We start from the raw sequence: 16,365 nt of genomic DNA, 5'->3' as shown, positions 1-16,365 counted from the left end.
CTGCCTCATGGCGCTGACCGGGAGTGACAGCACCTGATGGGCGGTGGAGATCGATACCGGCGTCGAAGGGGCATATCTGATATCGCGGGCCAGCTTCGAGCGCGCTGTGGGGTCGAACAGGGATAGAAGGTCGCAGCGTAGGTACGCTCTGAAGTGCACTTGAAGCCCCGCCAGGGCGCGGCTTCAGGGGGCAGTCGACAGCAACGTCAATGGACGAAGCCTGCGCAGGGGCGCGAGTGCATACGTGGGTCTGCGCGCTCCTTACGTGGTTCATTGGCGCCTTCCCGGTTGGCGAGGAAGCCGCAAGGTATACCCACTGTCACGGCCCGTCACACGCTCCCACCCGGCCTTTTGTTCCCCTGTGCGGCTGAAGTTTTGTTGATCTGTGGCCAGTTGAGGGGCGAAGGGGCCTACCCTTCACAAGGTGAACCAGTTGAAGTCCCGCGCCTCCCGCCCCGAAGACCTGGTCGACCAGCCGGGGGGAGGTGGGCTGCCCGGCAGGCTCGGTGACGAGCTGAGGGCCGAGCTGATCGCCTTCCGCCGGGATCTGCACATGCACCCCGAGCTGGGCAACCAGGAGTTCCGCACCACCGCCGCCATCAAGGACCGGCTGGAGAGGGCCGGGCTGAAGCCGCGGGTGCTCGACGTCGGGACAGGGCTCGTCTGTGACGTGGGGGAGTGGGACGGCGTGACGCCCATGCTGGCGCTGCGCGCCGACATCGACGCGCTGCCGATCCCGGACACCAAGGTGGACGCCCCCTACCGGTCCACCGTCCCCGACCGGGCCCACGCCTGCGGGCACGACGTCCACACCACCACCGTGCTCGGCGCCGGGCTGGTGCTCGCCGCGCTCGACCGGCAGGGGCTCCTGCCCAACGCGGTGCGGCTCGTCTTCCAGCCCGCCGAGGAGGTCCTCCCGGGCGGTGCGGTCGACGCGATCGCCTCCGGGGTGCTGGAGGGCGTCGGGCGGATCATCGCCGTGCACTGCGACCCCAAGGTCGACGCCGGGAAGATCGGGCTGCGCGTCGGGGCCATCACCTCCGCCTGCGACCGCCTGGAGATCTCCCTCGACGGGCCCGGCGGCCACACCGCCCGCCCGCACCTGACCACCGACCTGGTCACCGCCGCCGCCCGGGTCGCCGTGGACGTCCCCGCGCTGCTCTCCCGCCGCGTCGACGCCCGCTCGGGGCTCGTCCTCACCTGGGGCCGCCTCCACACCGGCCACGCCCCCAACGTCGTCCCGCAGCACGCCGAGCTCTCCGGCACGGTCCGCTGCCTCGACCTGGAGGCCTGGCGGGACGCGCCCGACCTGGTGCACGCCGCCGTGGACGAGGTGGCCGGAATGCACCGGGCCAAGTCCGTGATCAATTACGTACGGGGCGTGCCGCCCGTGGTGAACGACGCCGAGTCCATCGGCCTGCTGGACGCGGCGATGACCGAGCGCCGCGGGGCGTATGCGATCGAGGACACCGAGCAGAGCCTCGGCGGCGAGGACTTCTCCTGGTACCTGGAGCACGTCCCGGGCGCCATGGCCCGTCTCGGGGTCCGGCCGCCCGGCGACACGCGCGGTCTGGACCTGCACCGCGGCAACTTCGATGTGGACGAGGAGGCCATCACCGTGGGGGTCGAGCTGTTCACCGCCGCTGCCCTGCTGGCCGGACGGTCTTAGGCCCGCCTTTACCAACTGTTCGCGGGCCATCCATGGACGGACGCGACACCTCCTGTTCGCGACGATCCGATAACGGCTTCCGTACGTGCTCTTATCTGACATCTACGCGCGTTACGATCGCCGCGAAACCAGCGCCGGAAGAGGCGCTTCGGTCAGGTTTGAAGGAGCCTTCCCTTGCGCCGGATCACCAGGATTGCCACCGTGGGCGTCGCGTCAGCGGCCCTCGCGCTCTCCGCCACCGCGTGTGGCGGAAAAACGTCGTCGGACGCAGGTTCCGACGGCGCTGACAAGGCCGCCATCGCGTACGACATCGGTGGCCGCGGCGACCAGTCGTTCAACGACGCCGCCTACGCCGGTCTCGCCAAGGCCGAGAAGGACCTCGACATCGACGGCAACGAGGCCGAGCCGTCCGACGGCGAGAGCGACGCCGACAAGGTCCAGCGCCTCACCGAGCTGGCCCGCGCCGGCAACAACCCGGTGATCGGTGTCGGCTTCGCCTACGCGCCCGCCATCAAGAAGGTCGCGCCGAAGTTCCCGAAGACCACCTTCGGGATCATCGACGACGCCTCGGTGACCGGCAAGAACATCGCCAACATCGTCTTCAACGAGGAGCAGGGCTCCTACCTCGCCGGCGTCGCCGCCGCCAAGGTCACGAAGACGAAGACGGTCGGCTTCATCGGTGGCGTCGAGACCCCGCTGATCAAGAAGTTCGAGGCCGGCTACATCCAGGGCGTCAAGGACACCGACCCGTCGGTGAACGTGCTCCCGCAGTACCTGACGCAGCCCCCGAACTTCGACGGCTTCTCCAAGCCCGACCTCGGCAAGGCCGCCGCCCAGGGCCAGCTCGACAAGAAGGCCGACGTGATCTACTCGGCCGCCGGTCTGGCCGGCTCCGGTGCCATCGAGGCCGCCTCCAAGGCGGGCAAGTGGAACATCGGCGTCGACTCCGACCAGTACAACCAGGCGGGCCTCGCCAACTACAAGGAGTCCATCCTGACCTCGGTCACGAAGGACGTCGAGGACTCGGTCTTCAACCTGATCAAGTCGGTCCAGGACGGCAAGCCGCAGACCGGTGAGATTCGCTACGGCCTGGACAAGGACGGCGTCGGCCTGTCGATGTCCAACCCGGCCTTCACCGAGATGAAGGACGTCATCGCCGCGGTCGACAAGGCCAAGCAGGAGATCATCGACGGCAAGATCACCGTCAAGACCGCCCCGTAACAAGGCATGACCGCCCCCTGACAAGGGCGGTCGAGGTCGGCCCACCGGCTGGTTTCCCAGGCCCTGTCCGTCCGCCCCGCCGCACACCGGCGCGGCAGGGCGGGCAGGGCCGCCGGGCCCTCACCCGTACGCGGGCGGCGCCCGGATCCCGGCCGTGCCGGCCGAGCGTCCGAAGCGGCACCCGCAGCAAGAACAGCAAGCAACGAAGAAGATCCGCCTTTCGCAGTGCTCTCCCACCCGGTCCCGGACCCCGCGTCCGGACTGTGACGTGCGCCTGTGTTTTACGATTCGGCAGCTCTACGCGTGTAGACAGCCCTCCGGCGCGATAACTTCACCCCCTTCAGCCCCTCCGCCCCCGCTCCTGTCCGGCCAAGGAGAGTGCGTCATCAACGCGTCCAGCAGCCCCCCCGCCGTGGAACTTCACGGCATCACCAAGCGCTTCCCCGGCGTCGTCGCCAACCACGACATCGACATCACGATCGGCAAGGGCACGGTCCACGCCCTCGTCGGCGAGAACGGTGCCGGCAAGTCCACCCTGATGAAGATCCTCTACGGCATGCAGAAGCCGGACGAGGGCACCATCGCCATCAACGGTGAGCAGGTCTCGTTCTCCAACCCGGGCGACGCCATCGAGCGCGGCATCGGCATGGTGCACCAGCACTTCATGCTCGCCGACAACTTCACCGTCCTGGAGAACGTGGTCCTCGGCGGCGAGAAGCTGTACGGCATCGGTGCCGGCGCCCGCAGGAAGATCAAGGAGATCTCCGACGCGTACGGTCTCGGCATCCGCCCCGACGCGCTCGTCGAGGACCTCGGCGTCGCCGACCGGCAGCGCGTGGAGATCCTCAAGGTGCTCTACCGGGGCGCCCGCATCCTGATCCTGGACGAGCCGACCGCGGTCCTGGTGCCGCAGGAGGTCGACGCCCTCTTCGCCAACCTGCGCGAGCTCAAGGCCGAGGGCCTGACCGTCATCTTCATCTCGCACAAGCTGGGCGAGGTGCTGTCGGTCGCCGACGACATCACGGTGATCCGCCGCGGTACGACGGTGGGCACCGCCGACCCGGCCATCACCACGACCAAGCAGCTCGCCGAGCTGATGGTCGGCAGCGAGCTGCCCTCGCCGGAGACCCGTGAGTCCACCGTCACCGACGTGCCCATGCTGCGCGTGAAGGACCTGGCGCTCACGGTCACCGACCCCGACGGCACCGTCCGCGACGTCCTCGCGGGCGTCGGCTTCACCATCCACAAGGGCGAGGTCCTCGGGATCGCCGGCGTCGAGGGCAACGGGCAGACCGAGCTGATCGAAGCCCTGATCGGGATGCGCGACCCGGACGGCGGGGTGATCACCCTCGACACCGACGACATCTCGCACTCCCCGACCCGCAAGCGGCGCGAGGCCGGCATCGGCTACATCCCCGAGGACCGGCACCGCCACGGCGTCCTGCTGGACGCCCCGCTCTGGGAGAACCGCATCCTCGGCCACGTCACCGAGAAGCCCAACAGCCGCGGCTGGCTGCTGGACAACAAGGCGGCCCGCACCGACACCGAGCGGATCGTGCGCGAGTACGACGTGCGCACCCCCGGTATCGAGGTCACCGCGGCCTCCCTCTCCGGCGGCAACCAGCAGAAGCTGATCGTCGGCCGCGAGATGAGCCACGCCCCCAAGCTGCTGATCGCCGCCCACCCCACCCGCGGGGTGGACGTCGGCGCGCAGGCGCAGATCTGGGACCAGATCCGTGAGGCCCGCCGCGAAGGGCTCGCCGTCCTGCTGATCTCGGCGGACCTGGACGAGCTCATCGGGCTCTCCGACACCCTGCGCGTCATGTACCGCGGCCGACTGGTCGCCGACGCCGACCCGGCCACCATCACCCCCGAGGAGCTGGGCTCGGCCATGACCGGTGCAGCCACCGGTCACCTCGAAAGCCCGGAGGACGAGGCCCGATGAAGAAATTCGACAAGGACCGGCTGATCCTGGGCCTCGCCGGCCCGGTGCTCGCCCTGGTCGTGGCCCTCGCGCTGACGACCGTGGTGCTGCTGGCCTCCGGCCGCAACCCCTTCGAGCCGTACCGGATCATGTTCGAGTCGGCCAGCTACGCCGACGTACAGGTCCTGATCATCAACCAGGCCGGCACGTACTACCTCGCCGCACTCGCGGTGGCCGTCGGCTTCCGGATGAACCTCTTCAACATCGGCGTCGACGGGCAGTACCGCCTCGCCGCCATGATGGCCGCGCTGGTCGGCGCCAGCGTCACCCTGCCGGGCCCGCTGCACATCGCGCTGATCGTGGTCGTCGCGATGCTCGTCGGTGCCTTCTGGGCCGGTATCGCGGGCTTCCTCAAGACCACCCGCGGGGTGAGCGAGGTCGTCTCCACGATCATGCTCAACTCGATCGCCACCGCCCTGGTCGCCTGGCTGATCCTGCCGAAGAACTTCGGCGAGCAGCCCGCGGGCTCCAACAACCTGACCACCGGTGAGATCGCCGAGTCCGGCTGGTTCCCGGGGCTGCCGATGGGCGACGGGGCCGGCGAGATCTACGGCTTCACCTTCGTCGCCGCAGGCTGCGGCCTGCTCTACTGGTTCGTCCTCAACCGCACCCGGTTCGGCTTCGACCTGCGCGCCACCGGCGCCAGCGAGAGCGCCGCCCAGGCCTCCGGTGTGGACGCCAAGAAGATGATCCTCACCTCGATGCTGATCTCCGGTGCGGTGGCGGGCCTCGCGGGCCTGCCGACGCTGCTCGGCGACACCCACACCTACAGCCTCGACTTCCCCACCGGCATCGGCTTCACCGGTATCACCATCGCGCTGCTGGGCCGCAACAACCCGCTCGGCATCGCCTTCAGCGCCCTGCTGATCGCCTTCCTGGACAAGTCGTCGGCCTCGCTCGACCAGTACGGGTACGAGAAGGAGATCGCCACGATCATGCAGGGCCTGATCGTGATCTCGGTCGTCGTCTCCTACGAGCTGGTACGCCGCTACGGCGTCCGCCGCCAGCAGCAGAAGGTCGGCGAGGAGCTCGCCGCCGGCCATGCCATCAAGACCGAGAAGGAGGCGGCCCTGTGAGCACCAGCAAAGCCACCGCCGCACGCCACGCCCCCAAGAAGGGCGGGCGCCGCAAGCTCACTCTGCCCGTCGTCCTGCTCATCATCGCGGGCGGTCTCGCCCTCGTCTCGCTGGTCCGCCTCATCAGCGGCGCCGACGACATCACCTCGGTCGGCCAGGTCGCCGGCGCGCTGGAGCTCGCCGTCCCGATCGGCCTCGCCGGACTCGGCGGCCTGTGGGCCGAGCGCGCGGGCGTCGTCAACATCGGCCTCGAAGGCATGATGATCCTCGGCACCTGGTTCGGTGCCTGGGCCGGATTCCAGTGGGGTCCGTGGATGGGTGTCCTCTTCGGCATCCTCGGCGGCTGCATCGGCGGCCTGCTGCACGCGGTCATCACCGTCACCTTCGGCGTGAACCACATCGTCTCCGGTGTGGCGATCAACATCCTCGCCGTCGGCGTCACCCGCTACCTCTCCAACTTCGCCTTCGACGGCGTGCAGGGCGGCTCCTCCAAGCAGTCCCCGCGCATCGATCCGATCGACAAGATCACCATTCCGGGGCTCTCGGACTGGATGCAGGACCTCCAGCAACACCACTGGTTCCTGGTCTCCGACATCGCCGGCATCGTCGGCGGCCTGGTCACCGGCCTCTCGCTGCTGACCCTGCTGGCCCTGCTGCTGATCCCGGCCACCTGGTGGATCCTGTGGCGCACCTCGTTCGGGCTGCGGCTGCGCTCCTGCGGTGAGTCCCCGGTGGCCGCCGAGACGCTCGGCGTCAACGTGTACAAGTACAAGTACATCGCCGTCACCATCTCGGGCGGTCTCGCGGGTCTCGGCGGCGCGTTCCTCGCGATCGTCGCCACCGGCATCTACCAGGAGGGCCAGACCGGCGGCCGCGGCTACATCGGCCTCGCCGCCATGATCTTCGGCAACTGGATGCCGGGCGGCATGGCCCTGGGCGCCGGACTCTTCGGCTTCACCGACAGCCTCAAGTTGCGCGGCGGTGCGGAGAACGTCCACGCGATGCTGCTCCTGCTGGCGATCCTGCTGGTCATCGCGGTGTTCTGGCAGCTGTACAAGAAGAAGTACGTCTCCGCGGTGATCTCGGCGGCCGTCTCGGCGCTGCTGTTCACCTGGTACTTCCTGACCGACCAGGTGCCGAGCCAGTTCGTCGACGCGGCCCCGTACGTCACCACGCTGCTGGTCCTCTCGCTCTCCGCGCAACGGCTGCGGATGCCGAAGGCGGACGGCGTGCCCTACCGGAAGGGCGAGGGCAAGTGACCTCGCCCGCCCCGGAGCAGGCGGTTCCCTTCGGCGAGTCCGACTGGGGGGCCCTGCGGGCCGCGGCCCGGGACGCCATGTCCCGGGCGTACGCCCCCTACTCGCGCTTCCCGGTCGGGGTCGCCGCCCGGGTGGACGACGGCCGCACGATCACCGGCTGCAACGTCGAGAACGCCAGTTACGGCCTCTCGCTCTGCGCCGAGTGCGGCCTGGTCTCCACCCTCCAGGCGACCGGCGGCGGCCGGCTGACCCACTTCACCTGTGTGGACGGCACCGGGTCGATCCTGGTGCCGTGCGGCAGGTGCCGGCAGCTCCTGTACGAGTTCGGCGGCCCCGAGCTCCTCCTGGAGACGCCCGACGGGCGGCGCACGCTGGACGAGATGCTGCCGCAGTCGTTCGGCCCGCAGCACCTCGGCTGAATCTGCAACCCTGGTGGCCCTTCCCTTCGCGGAAGGGCCACCGCCATTCCCCCTCTCTATGCGCGTAGAGTCGACAGAACTCCTGCGTACGCACCGGCCGGAAGGACTCCCATGGACGCCATCTCCGTCATCCGCACCAAGCGGGACCGAGGCGAGCTGACCCCCGAGCAGATCGACTGGGTCATCGACGCGTACACCCGCGGCGAGGTCGCCGACGAGCAGATGTCCGCCCTCGCCATGGCGATCCTGCTCAACGGCATGAACCGCACCGAGATCGCCCGCTGGACCGCCGCGATGATCGCCTCCGGCGAGCGGATGAACTTCTCCGCGCTCTCCCGCCCCACCACCGACAAGCACTCCACCGGCGGCGTCGGCGACAAGATCACCCTGCCGCTCGCCCCGCTGGTCGCCGCGTGCGGCGCGGCCGTGCCGCAGCTCAGCGGCCGGGGCCTCGGCCACACCGGCGGGACCCTGGACAAGCTGGAGTCCATCCCCGGCTGGCGGGCCCACATCTCCAACGAGGAGATGCTGAACGTCCTGGACACCACCGGCGCGGTCATCTGCGCCGCCGGTGACGGCCTCGCCCCCGCCGACAAGAAGCTTTACGCGCTGCGCGATGTCACCGGCACCGTCGAGGCGATCCCGCTCATCGCCAGCTCGATCATGTCCAAGAAGATCGCCGAGGGCACCGGCGCGCTCGTCCTGGACGTCAAGGTCGGCTCCGGCGCCTTCATGAAGACCATCGAGGACGCCCGCGAACTGGCCTCCACCATGGTCGCGCTCGGCACCGACAGCGGAGTGCGGACGGTCGCCCTGCTCACCGACATGTCGACCCCGCTCGGCCTCACCGCGGGCAACGCCCTGGAGGTCCGCGAGTCGGTCGAGGTCCTCGCCGGTGGCGGCCCGCAGGACGTCATCGACCTGACCCTCGCCCTCGCCCGCGAGATGCTCGACGCGGCCGGCCTGAAGGACGCCGACCCCGAGAAGGCGCTCGCCGACGGCTCCGCCATGGACGTCTGGCGCCGGATGATCTCCGCCCAGGGCGGCGACCCGGACGCCACGCTCCCGGTCGCCCGCGAGCAGCACGTGGTCACCGCGCGCTCGTCCGGCGTCCTGACCCGCCTGGACGCCTACGACGTCGGCGTCGCCGCCTGGCGCCTCGGCGCGGGCCGCGCCCGCAAGGAGGACCCGGTGCAGGCGGGCGCGGGCGTCGAACTCCACGCCAAGCCCGGCGACACCGTCACCGAGGGCCAGCCCCTGATGACGCTGCACACGGACACCCCGGAGAAGTTCGACTACGCGCTGAAGGCCCTGCCGGACGCGTACGACGTCGCCCCGGCCGGCACGTCGTACGCGGCGCTCCCGGTGGTGCGGGAACGTATCGCTTAACACACAACGGCGGCCCGCCGCACGGAGATGATCCGTGCGGCGGGCCGCCGTCGTGCGAGGGTGAACTACCGCTCGTACCGTGTCACTTGCCCAGGTACGCGTTGTAGATCTTCACCGAGGACTTGTTGCCCTTCTTGTCGGTGATGTTGGCGGAGAAGGAGATGCCCTTGCCCTTGGCCGGGTTCTTCACCGTGATCTTGCCCTTCTTCACGGTGACCTTCTTCCAGGTCTTGCCGCCGTTGTAACTGACGTACGTCGTCAGCGACTTGAGGTTCTTCCCGGCGGCCGAGCCCTGCACCGTCACCGGCACGGAGATCGTCCTGCCCGCCTTCGCCCGGCCGTCGGAGCCGATGGCGGGGGTGAAGCGGACGGTGGAGGCGGGGAGCTTCGTGGTCGCCTTCTTGGAGCGGAACGAGAAGCTGACGTCCACCCGGGTGGAGAGGGCGCCGATCTTCGCGCTGTGCTTCACCGACGAGGTGAGCTTGTAGTCGGCGTTGCCCGCCGGGACCCGGAAGGTGCCCCAGCCCTGGAGCGGGTCGTTGTTCTGGGCGAACTTCTTCCCGTTGCGGTGGAGCACGGTGGTGACCGAGGAGAACTCCGGTGCGCCGTCGTTGCCCTTGCCGTCCGCCAGCAGCGGAAGGATGGCTCCGATCGTGCTGCCGTCGCGGTAGATGCCGTCGCCCGCGGCCAGCCGCGGGCCGAAGACCCCGGTGTTGACCGCCTTGGTGTAGGACTTGCCGCCCTTGTAGGTGGCGGGCCGTCCGAGCGAGTAGCCCGACTCGAAGACCGGGTAGCCCTCGTGGTCCTTGCCGCCGATCTGGGCGAACTCCAGGCCCCAGCGGGTCTTGTCGGTGGTGGCGACCCGGATCGTGCGGACGGCGGGCAGCGCCTGCGAGACGGGTGCGCCGTACATCGGGTATCCGCCCGGCAGTTCCGCCAGCGGGGCGAGCATGCCGGTCTTCTTCTTGACCGCGCCGACGCCCATGGTCAGCTTCACCGTGGCGAACTGGTTGGCCTTGTACTTACGGGTGAAGCCCGTGGCGAGCTGCTGGACCCGGCCGCCGGTCGCGATGTTGTAGTCGCCCGACGCCCCCTTGTTCCAGTTGCCGGCCCAGCGCTGGCTGAGCGAACCGTCGGTGATCTTCGGGCCGACGTGGGCGGTGCGGAGGGTCCCCTTGCCGTCGACCATCCAGCCGTACGTGACCTCGTCGTACTTGGTCGAGACCGAGAACTCGCTCTGCAGGCCGCGGAGCTTGGTCCCCTTCACCGGCAGGGTGATGGCGGCCGGCTTGGCCCTGCGGGCGTCCAGCGTGACCGTCGTGTTCTTCGTGACGCTCAGCTTCGGCTGGGCGAGCCAGTCGATCTCCCGGATCTTCTTGGGATCCGTCACGACGGTGCCGTTCAGCACGAAGGTGCCCCTGGGCACCCGCAGCGTGGCCACACCGTTCTTGAAGGCGGAGGTGAACGCGGAACCGTCCGAGGCGACGCCGAGGTCGTCCAGCGAGACCTCCGCGCCGACCGCGGCCTTGCCCGTACGGCCGATGGCCTTCACGACGACGTCGTACGCCTCACGCTCGCGCTCGACCGCCGCCCCCGTGCGGACGGTCTGGCCGCCGCCGGTGGCGACGACGTACGCGGAGTACGCGCCGGTCTCCGCCCCGCCGAGCCGGGTGTCGGCCGTCAGCGCCACATCGGCGGTGCCGCCCGCGGGCACGGTGACCTGCTGGGCGCCGAGGGTGAAGAAGCCGGCCGGAGCAGGCTTGCCCTTCGGTCCTGTGCCGGCGGCCGTCAGGTCGAGGGTGACGTCCGTGGTGCCCAGGTTGCGGTAGGTGATCTTCTCGGTGACCGGGGTGTCGTCGGTGTGCGGCCACTGCTGCACGCCGAAGCCGACCGAGACCTGCTCGCTCACGACGGACTGGGTCAGCGCCCGGTCCACCGCGATACGGCCCGTGCCCTGCTGGAACGGGGTGTACGCGCCCGGCTTGGTGGAGGACGCCAGCACGCTCTTCAGCTGCGTGTACGTCCACTCCGGGTGCTGCTGCTTCAACAGGGCCGCGGCGCCCGCGACATGCGGGGTGGCCATCGACGTGCCGGAGATGGTGGTGTAGCCCGGGGGCGCCTCACCGACCTCCAGCGCGATCTCCGACTTGGGTGCGGAGGCCGCCGTGATGTCCACGCCGGGGGCGGTGACATCGGGCTTGACCGCGCCGTCGCCCACGCGCGGGCCACGGCTGGAGAAGTCCGCCAGCTTGTCCTTGACGTCGACCGCTCCGACGGTCAGCGCGGCGTCCGCGCTGCCCGGGGAGCCGACGGTGCCCGCGCCGGACCCCTCGTTGCCCGCCGCGATGGCGAACAGGACGCCCTTCGTGGCCGAGAGCTTGTTGACCCCGGCCTCCAGCGCGTCCACCTCGGGGGTGTCCATGCCGCCGAGGCTCAGGTTGACGATGTCGGCGCCCTGGGCGACCGCCCACTCCATCCCGGCCAGGATGCCGGAGTCGTCGCCGAACCCGTCGTCGCCGAGCACCTTGCCCGCCAGCAGCGTGGCGTCCGGGGCCACGCCCTTGAACTTCCCGCCCGACTTGGCGCCCGAACCCGCGGCGATCGACGCGACATGGGTGCCGTGACCGATGCGGTCCCTGAGGTTGGGCGAGGAGGTGAAGTTCTTCGCCGCTGCGACCTTGCCCACGAGGTCCGGGTGGGTCCCGTCCACCCCGGTGTCCAGGACCGCGATCTTGACGCCCTTGCCGGTGTATCCGGCGCTCCAGGCGGCCTGCGTCCCGATCTGGGCGACGCTGCGGTCCAGGGTCGCCTTCCGCTTCCCGTCCAGCCAGACCCGGTCGACGCCCGCAGCGGTGGTGCGCTGCTCACTGCCGGCCTGCTCACTGGTGAGCGCCTGCCACAGGTCTGCGGCGTCCGCCTTCGGCGTGGCCACCGACTGCGCGTTCAGCGACGTCAGACTCCGGCCGATCCGGGTGGCGCCCGCGTCCCGGACCTCCGCCTTCGCCCGGGCGCTCTGCGCGCCCCGGTAGCTGACGATGAGCCGCAGGTCGTGCTGCTGGGCCCGGCGGTTCTCCGGCCGGTTCAGCTCCGTGATGTCGAACAGCCGCCGGTCGAGCTTGCCCGAGGCGATGAGCCGCTGGGCGTCGGCGGGTATGACGAGCGTGCGCCCGTCCCGTATCTCCTTGCGCACCGGTATCCCGGCGCGCCCCTTCGCGGGCCGGAAGCCCACGATCCGGCCCTTGGCGTCCACCGACACCCGGTCACCGGTGATCAGCGTCAGCTGGTGCGCGACCTCGGCCGAGGGGCCGGAGGCCGCAGGACCGGCGGCCGCGCTGCGGACCGGCTGGGCGGCGGCGGGCGTGGTCATGCCCGCCGCGAGTGCCACGGCCGCGGCCGCGGCGACAGCCGGGACCCCCACCCTGTTCACGTGTCTGTGCAACTCTCCCCCTGGAGAATGAGGCGGTTCCTCTGAACCGTTCACTCAATCTAGAGGGCGAAAATCGTGAAGAGGTTCGCAAGGGATGTGTACGAGTTGTGAGTTGACTCTCTCCGGCGGGGATCCTGCCCCCGGGCGGCGATGAGTTTCGGTCACCGGACCGGTCTCCCCGTTGTGGCTGCCATGAATCCGATCGTCCTCGTCGTCACCGGACACGTCACCCGTGACGTCGTACCGGCCCTCTGCACGGAACTGGAGACCTTGCTGAACGGCCCCCGGGGCGCCGCGCCGGACCAGGGCGCGCCGGTGGAGTGCGACGTGGGCGGTGTCGAGCGCGCGGACCTGGCCCTGGTCGAGGCGGTGGCCCGGCTGGCGCTCGTCGCCCGCCGGGCCGGGCGGCAGCTGCGGCTGCGCCGGGTGGGGCCGGAACTCCAGGGACTGCTGGACCTGGTGGGACTGGCGGACGTGGTCGCCCTGGAGGAGCCGGAGGGGCGGGTACCTCGCCCCTAGGGCCTTTCCGACCGCTCACTTCCGACCGGTCACTCCCCGGCCGGCACCGCCGGAAGCCGGTCGGCCAGGCCGAACAGCGGGAACCAGCGCTCCACGTCCAGGAAGCAGTGCATCCCCGAGATCGCCCCGTCCTGGACGTCGATGACCTGCACCGCCCACGGCACGAAGCCGGACCCCTCCGGGTCGGGCTTGTAGTGCGCGAAGCCCGGGGAGCCGTTGACCGCCACGGGCACCAGCCGGGAGCCCGCGCAGGCCGCGCCGATGGTGGTCATGAAGCCCGTGATGTCCGGCGTGCCCCGCAGCCACAGGTCGAACGGCGGCATCGTCATCACCGCGTCCTCGTGGAGCAGCGCGGTCAGGGCGGCCATGTCGTACCCCTCGAACGCCTTCACATAGCGCTCCAGGAGCTTCTGCTGCTCCTCGTCGAGCGGGTCCGCCGCGTCCGGGACCCGGCCCTCCGCCTCGGTGAGGGTGGCACGGGCCCGCTGGAGGGCGCTGTTGACCGAGGCGACGGAGGTCTCCAGCAGCTCGGCGACCTCGGCGGCCTTCCAGGCGAGCACCTCGCGCAGGATCAGCACGGCCCGCTGCTTGGGCGGCAGGTGCTGGAGCGCGGCCACGAACGCCAGGCGCACCGACTCCCGCGCCACTGCGGCCTCCGCCGGGTCCTGGACCGAGGGCAGGATCCGGCCGTCCGGCATCGGCTCCAGCCAGACGTTCTCCGGACGGGGGCTGAGCGCGGCCTGCGCGAGCGGGGTCGGGCCCGTCAGATCGACCGGGCGGGCCCGCTTGTTGCCCGCCTTCAGCATGTCCAGGCAGACGTTGGTGGCGATGCGGTAGAGCCAGGAGCGCAGCGAGGAGCGGCCCTCGAACTTGTCGAAGTTGCGCCAGGCCCGCACCAGGGTGTCCTGCACCGCGTCCTCGGCCTCGAACGCCGAGCCGAGCATCCGGTAGCAGAACCCGGTCAGCTCGGTCCTGTGGCCTTCGAGGCGGGCGTCGATACCGGCGTCACCGGCCGTCCCGGCCCCCGCCCCCGCAGCCGTCGTCGTCAGATCGCTCATCGCTCCACCCCTGTCGCGCAGCCCCGCCGCGGTATCCGTCACCCGGTACCTCGGAAGCTACCGCAGGCCACTGACAACGGGGGTGGAAAGGGGCCAAGCCCCCGGGGCTCCGGATCAGGTACCGGGCTTGCGCCCGTAGACGTACACGTCGTCGCCGTTCTTCAGCAGTTTCCAGTATGCCTTCGCGTCGGCGGGGCGCATGTTGACGCAGCCGCCGGAGCCCGGCGGGTTGTACATGGACTTGGTGACCGAGTGGAACGCCTGGCCGCCGTCGAAGAACTGCGAGTGCGGCATCCACACCTTGTAGATCGTCGACCAGTGCTTGATGTTGCGCCAGTAGATCTTCTTCGCGCCGGTCCGGGTCTCCGCGCCGTCGCGACCGGTCCGCACCGGCACCGGGCCGTACTTCAGCTTCTTGCCGTCCTGGATCCAGCTCAGCTGCCGGGTCAGGTCGACGCAGGCGATGCGGCCCTTGTTGGTGGGGCACTTCCCGGCCTTGTTGGGGTTCTTCCCGGCAGCCTTCTGGGCGAGCATCGTGTTCATCGTGCGCCAGGTCAGCGGCCCGGCGTACCCGATGGTCGGGGTGATCCCGTGGGTCTTCTGGAACTTCTGGATCGCCTTGCAGTCGGCGGCCGACTGCTTGCCGTCGACGGGCCGCTTCAGGAACTTCTCGACCTGCTTCTGGTGCGGCCCGGCGGAGGTCGAACAGGAGGCGGCCTGGGCCGCGGTCCCGGTGCCCAGGACCAGGGCGGGTGCCGCCACCAGCCCGGCCACGGAGAGCGCCGCCCCGCGCCGCAGCCGTCCTCCGGGTATTTTCGCCGTGACTCCCATGCGCCAACTCCCCTTCGCCCACAGTGGTTTTGTGGTTACGCCTGGTAGACGTCCGAAGGGGTGCGGTGGTTGCGCGGGCCAGGTCTCGGTTGCGTCGCGGTACGGCATAGCCGGAATTACGGCCTCCGGTTGGCCGGAGGCCGTAAGCCCCGATTACCGGCTCACAGGGTCACCAGTCCCCGACCACCGGCTCACCGGGTCGCCGGGATCAGCGCCCGCCGCTCGGCCCGCGCCACCCGGGTCCCGTACAGCGTGATGGAGACGACGCCGAGGACCGCGAGCAGCCCCAGGGCCACCGTCGCCGCCCAGCCGCCCGCGTGGAAGGCGACCGCACCCAGCGTGCCGCCCGCGCTGGAGCCCAGGTAGTACGCCGACTGGTAGAGCGCCGATGCCTGCGCCCGGCCCGTCGTCGCGGTCCGGCTCACCGAGGACGAGGCGACCGCGTGCCCGGCGAAGAAGCCGGCCGTGATCAGCACCAGGCCCAGCAGCACGGAGGCCAGCTGGTCGGCGAGCGAGAGCAGCAGCCCGGCCGTGGTCGTGGAGACCGCCAGGTAGAGCGCGCCCCGGCGGCCGAGGCGGGCCACCAGCCGTCCGGCCGCGGCGGAGGAGACCGTACCGACCAGGTAGACCAGGAAGATCGAGCCGACGATGCCCTGCGGCAGCGAGAACGGCTCATCGACCAGCCGGTAGCCGATCACCGTGTAGACCGCGCCGAACACCGTCATGAACAGTGCGCCGATCGCGTACAGCCGCACCAGCAGCGGGTTGCCGAGGTGGGTGGCGACGGTCTTCGCCAGCGCCTTCGGGTTCAGCGAACCGGGGGTGAAGTTACGGGCCTTGGGGATCAGGAAGTGGAAGGCGACCGCGCACGCCACCGCGAGCAGCCCGACCGCCGCGAGCGCCGCGCGCCAGCCCCAGGCCTGGGCGACCCAGCCGGTGAGGATCCGGCCGCTCATGCCGCCGATGCTGTTGCCCGCGACGAACAGCCCGATCGCGGCGATCAGCGCCTTGGGCCGGACCTCCTCCGCCAGATACGCCATCGCGGAGGCCGGAAGACCGGCGAGCGCCGCGCCCTGGATGGCCCGCAGCGCGATCAGCCAGCCGATCGAGGGCGCGAACGGCACCAGCATCCCGACCAGCACCGCGACCGTCAGCGAGGCCGTCATCATCTGCCGCCGCCCGAACCGCTCCGACAGCGCGCTCAGCGGCAGCACACACAGTGCCAGCGCGCCGGTCGCCGCGGAGACCGTCCAGCTCGCCTGCCCGGCGCTCACGCCGTACGAGGCGGAGATCGCGGGAAGCAGGGCCTGGGTGGAGTAGAGGAGGGCGAAGGCCGCGACTCCGGCGGCGAAGAGCGCGAAGCTCATCTTCCGGTAGCCGGGGCGGCCGGGCTCCAGGCGCTCATGGGCGCCCGCCGGAGCGGCGGTGGTGGTGACGGGGGACGACGGGGCAGAGGCATCCACGACGACGGTGGATGCCCCGGTATCGGCGGGAGGCATACGACGAACGTAGA

At 70.4% G+C, this 16,365-nt stretch carries 12 protein-coding genes; 8 read left to right on the top strand and 4 right to left on the bottom strand.

Annotated elements, in window-relative coordinates; all coding sequences use genetic code 11:
* The first annotated feature begins 433 nt into the window (after nucleotides 1-433).
* The 7 genes from IE264_RS26725 (at nucleotide 434) to IE264_RS26695 (ending at nucleotide 9,017) form a co-directional block, all read left to right on the top strand.
* Nucleotides 434-1,669 carry an amidohydrolase gene (locus tag IE264_RS26725; protein ID WP_032759864.1) on the top strand — a complete coding sequence of 412 codons (1,236 nt, stop codon included), beginning with the start codon at nucleotides 434-436 and terminating at the stop codon, nucleotides 1,667-1,669.
* Between the two features lie 174 nt (nucleotides 1,670-1,843).
* Entirely contained in the window at nucleotides 1,844-2,890 is a 1,047-nt protein-coding gene (locus IE264_RS26720; protein ID WP_032759863.1) for a BMP family lipoprotein, read from the top strand.
* 361 nt (nucleotides 2,891-3,251) lie between these two features.
* Complete coding sequence (locus IE264_RS26715) at nucleotides 3,252-4,835, top strand: ABC transporter ATP-binding protein (RefSeq protein WP_078657624.1); 1,584 nt, start codon at nucleotides 3,252-3,254, stop codon at nucleotides 4,833-4,835.
* Nucleotides 4,832-5,950 carry an ABC transporter permease gene (locus IE264_RS26710; RefSeq protein ID WP_015610910.1) on the top strand — a complete coding sequence of 373 codons (1,119 nt, stop codon included), beginning with the start codon at nucleotides 4,832-4,834 and terminating at the stop codon, nucleotides 5,948-5,950. The genes IE264_RS26715 and IE264_RS26710 overlap by 4 nt, the downstream gene beginning before the upstream one ends.
* Nucleotides 5,947-7,209, top strand: coding sequence for an ABC transporter permease (locus tag IE264_RS26705; protein WP_015610911.1), 1,263 nt, complete (start codon nucleotides 5,947-5,949; stop codon nucleotides 7,207-7,209). The genes IE264_RS26710 and IE264_RS26705 overlap by 4 nt, the downstream gene beginning before the upstream one ends.
* The gene (locus IE264_RS26700) at nucleotides 7,206-7,628 is read left to right on the top strand and encodes a cytidine deaminase (RefSeq protein WP_015610912.1); all 423 of its coding nucleotides are present in this window, start codon (nucleotides 7,206-7,208) and stop codon (nucleotides 7,626-7,628) included. The genes IE264_RS26705 and IE264_RS26700 overlap by 4 nt, the downstream gene beginning before the upstream one ends.
* A 111-nt stretch (nucleotides 7,629-7,739) precedes the next feature.
* On the top strand, nucleotides 7,740-9,017 hold the full coding sequence (locus IE264_RS26695; protein WP_015610913.1) for a thymidine phosphorylase: 1,278 nt from the start codon (nucleotides 7,740-7,742) through the stop codon (nucleotides 9,015-9,017).
* An 82-nt stretch (nucleotides 9,018-9,099) separates the two neighbouring features.
* On the opposite strand, the gene IE264_RS26690 is transcribed toward IE264_RS26695, so the two are convergent.
* Nucleotides 9,100-12,444: a S8 family peptidase gene (locus tag IE264_RS26690; RefSeq protein ID WP_190167710.1), complete on the bottom strand. Its 3,345-nt coding sequence runs from the start codon at nucleotides 12,442-12,444 to the stop codon at nucleotides 9,100-9,102.
* 150 nt (nucleotides 12,445-12,594) lie between these two features.
* Between IE264_RS26690 and IE264_RS26685 the strand changes: the two genes are divergently transcribed.
* On the top strand, nucleotides 12,595-12,963 hold the full coding sequence (locus IE264_RS26685) for an STAS domain-containing protein (RefSeq protein WP_032759861.1): 369 nt from the start codon (nucleotides 12,595-12,597) through the stop codon (nucleotides 12,961-12,963).
* A gap of 29 nt (nucleotides 12,964-12,992) precedes the next feature.
* Here the strand turns inward: IE264_RS26685 and IE264_RS26680 are convergent, their stop codons facing one another.
* The 3 genes from IE264_RS26680 to IE264_RS26670 form a co-directional block, all read right to left on the bottom strand.
* Complete coding sequence (locus tag IE264_RS26680; protein ID WP_032759859.1) at nucleotides 12,993-14,021, bottom strand: sigma-70 family RNA polymerase sigma factor; 1,029 nt, start codon at nucleotides 14,019-14,021, stop codon at nucleotides 12,993-12,995.
* Between the two features lie 114 nt (nucleotides 14,022-14,135).
* Nucleotides 14,136-14,852: a L,D-transpeptidase family protein gene (locus IE264_RS26675; RefSeq protein WP_015610917.1), complete on the bottom strand. Its 717-nt coding sequence runs from the start codon at nucleotides 14,850-14,852 to the stop codon at nucleotides 14,136-14,138.
* Nucleotides 14,853-15,043: 191 nt separating this feature from the next.
* Nucleotides 15,044-16,351, bottom strand: a complete 1,308-nt coding sequence (locus IE264_RS26670) for an MFS transporter (protein ID WP_015610918.1) — start codon at nucleotides 16,349-16,351, stop codon at nucleotides 15,044-15,046.
* Nucleotides 16,352-16,365 lie beyond the last annotated feature (14 nt).

Source organism: Streptomyces microflavus, from assembly GCF_014650075.1.
GTDB lineage: Bacteria > Actinomycetota > Actinomycetes > Streptomycetales > Streptomycetaceae > Streptomyces > Streptomyces microflavus.
Note: the sequence above shows the minus strand (reverse complement) of the source record. Positions and strands in the feature narration are given on the sequence as shown.

Bases quoted from the DNA above. Each gene is read 5' to 3' on its own strand.
- IE264_RS26710 (WP_015610910.1), top strand. From the start codon at position 4,832: ATGAAGAAATTCGACAAGGACCGGCTGATCCTGGGCCTCGCCGGCCCG.
- IE264_RS26685 (WP_032759861.1), top strand. From the start codon at position 12,595: ATGAGTTTCGGTCACCGGACCGGTCTCCCCGTTGTGGCTGCCATGAAT.
- IE264_RS26695 (WP_015610913.1), top strand. From the start codon at position 7,740: ATGGACGCCATCTCCGTCATCCGCACCAAGCGGGACCGAGGCGAGCTG.
- IE264_RS26675 (WP_015610917.1), bottom strand. From the start codon at position 14,852: ATGGGAGTCACGGCGAAAATACCCGGAGGACGGCTGCGGCGCGGGGCG.
- IE264_RS26670 (WP_015610918.1), bottom strand. From the start codon at position 16,351: ATGCCTCCCGCCGATACCGGGGCATCCACCGTCGTCGTGGATGCCTCT.
- IE264_RS26680 (WP_032759859.1), bottom strand. From the start codon at position 14,021: ATGAGCGATCTGACGACGACGGCTGCGGGGGCGGGGGCCGGGACGGCC.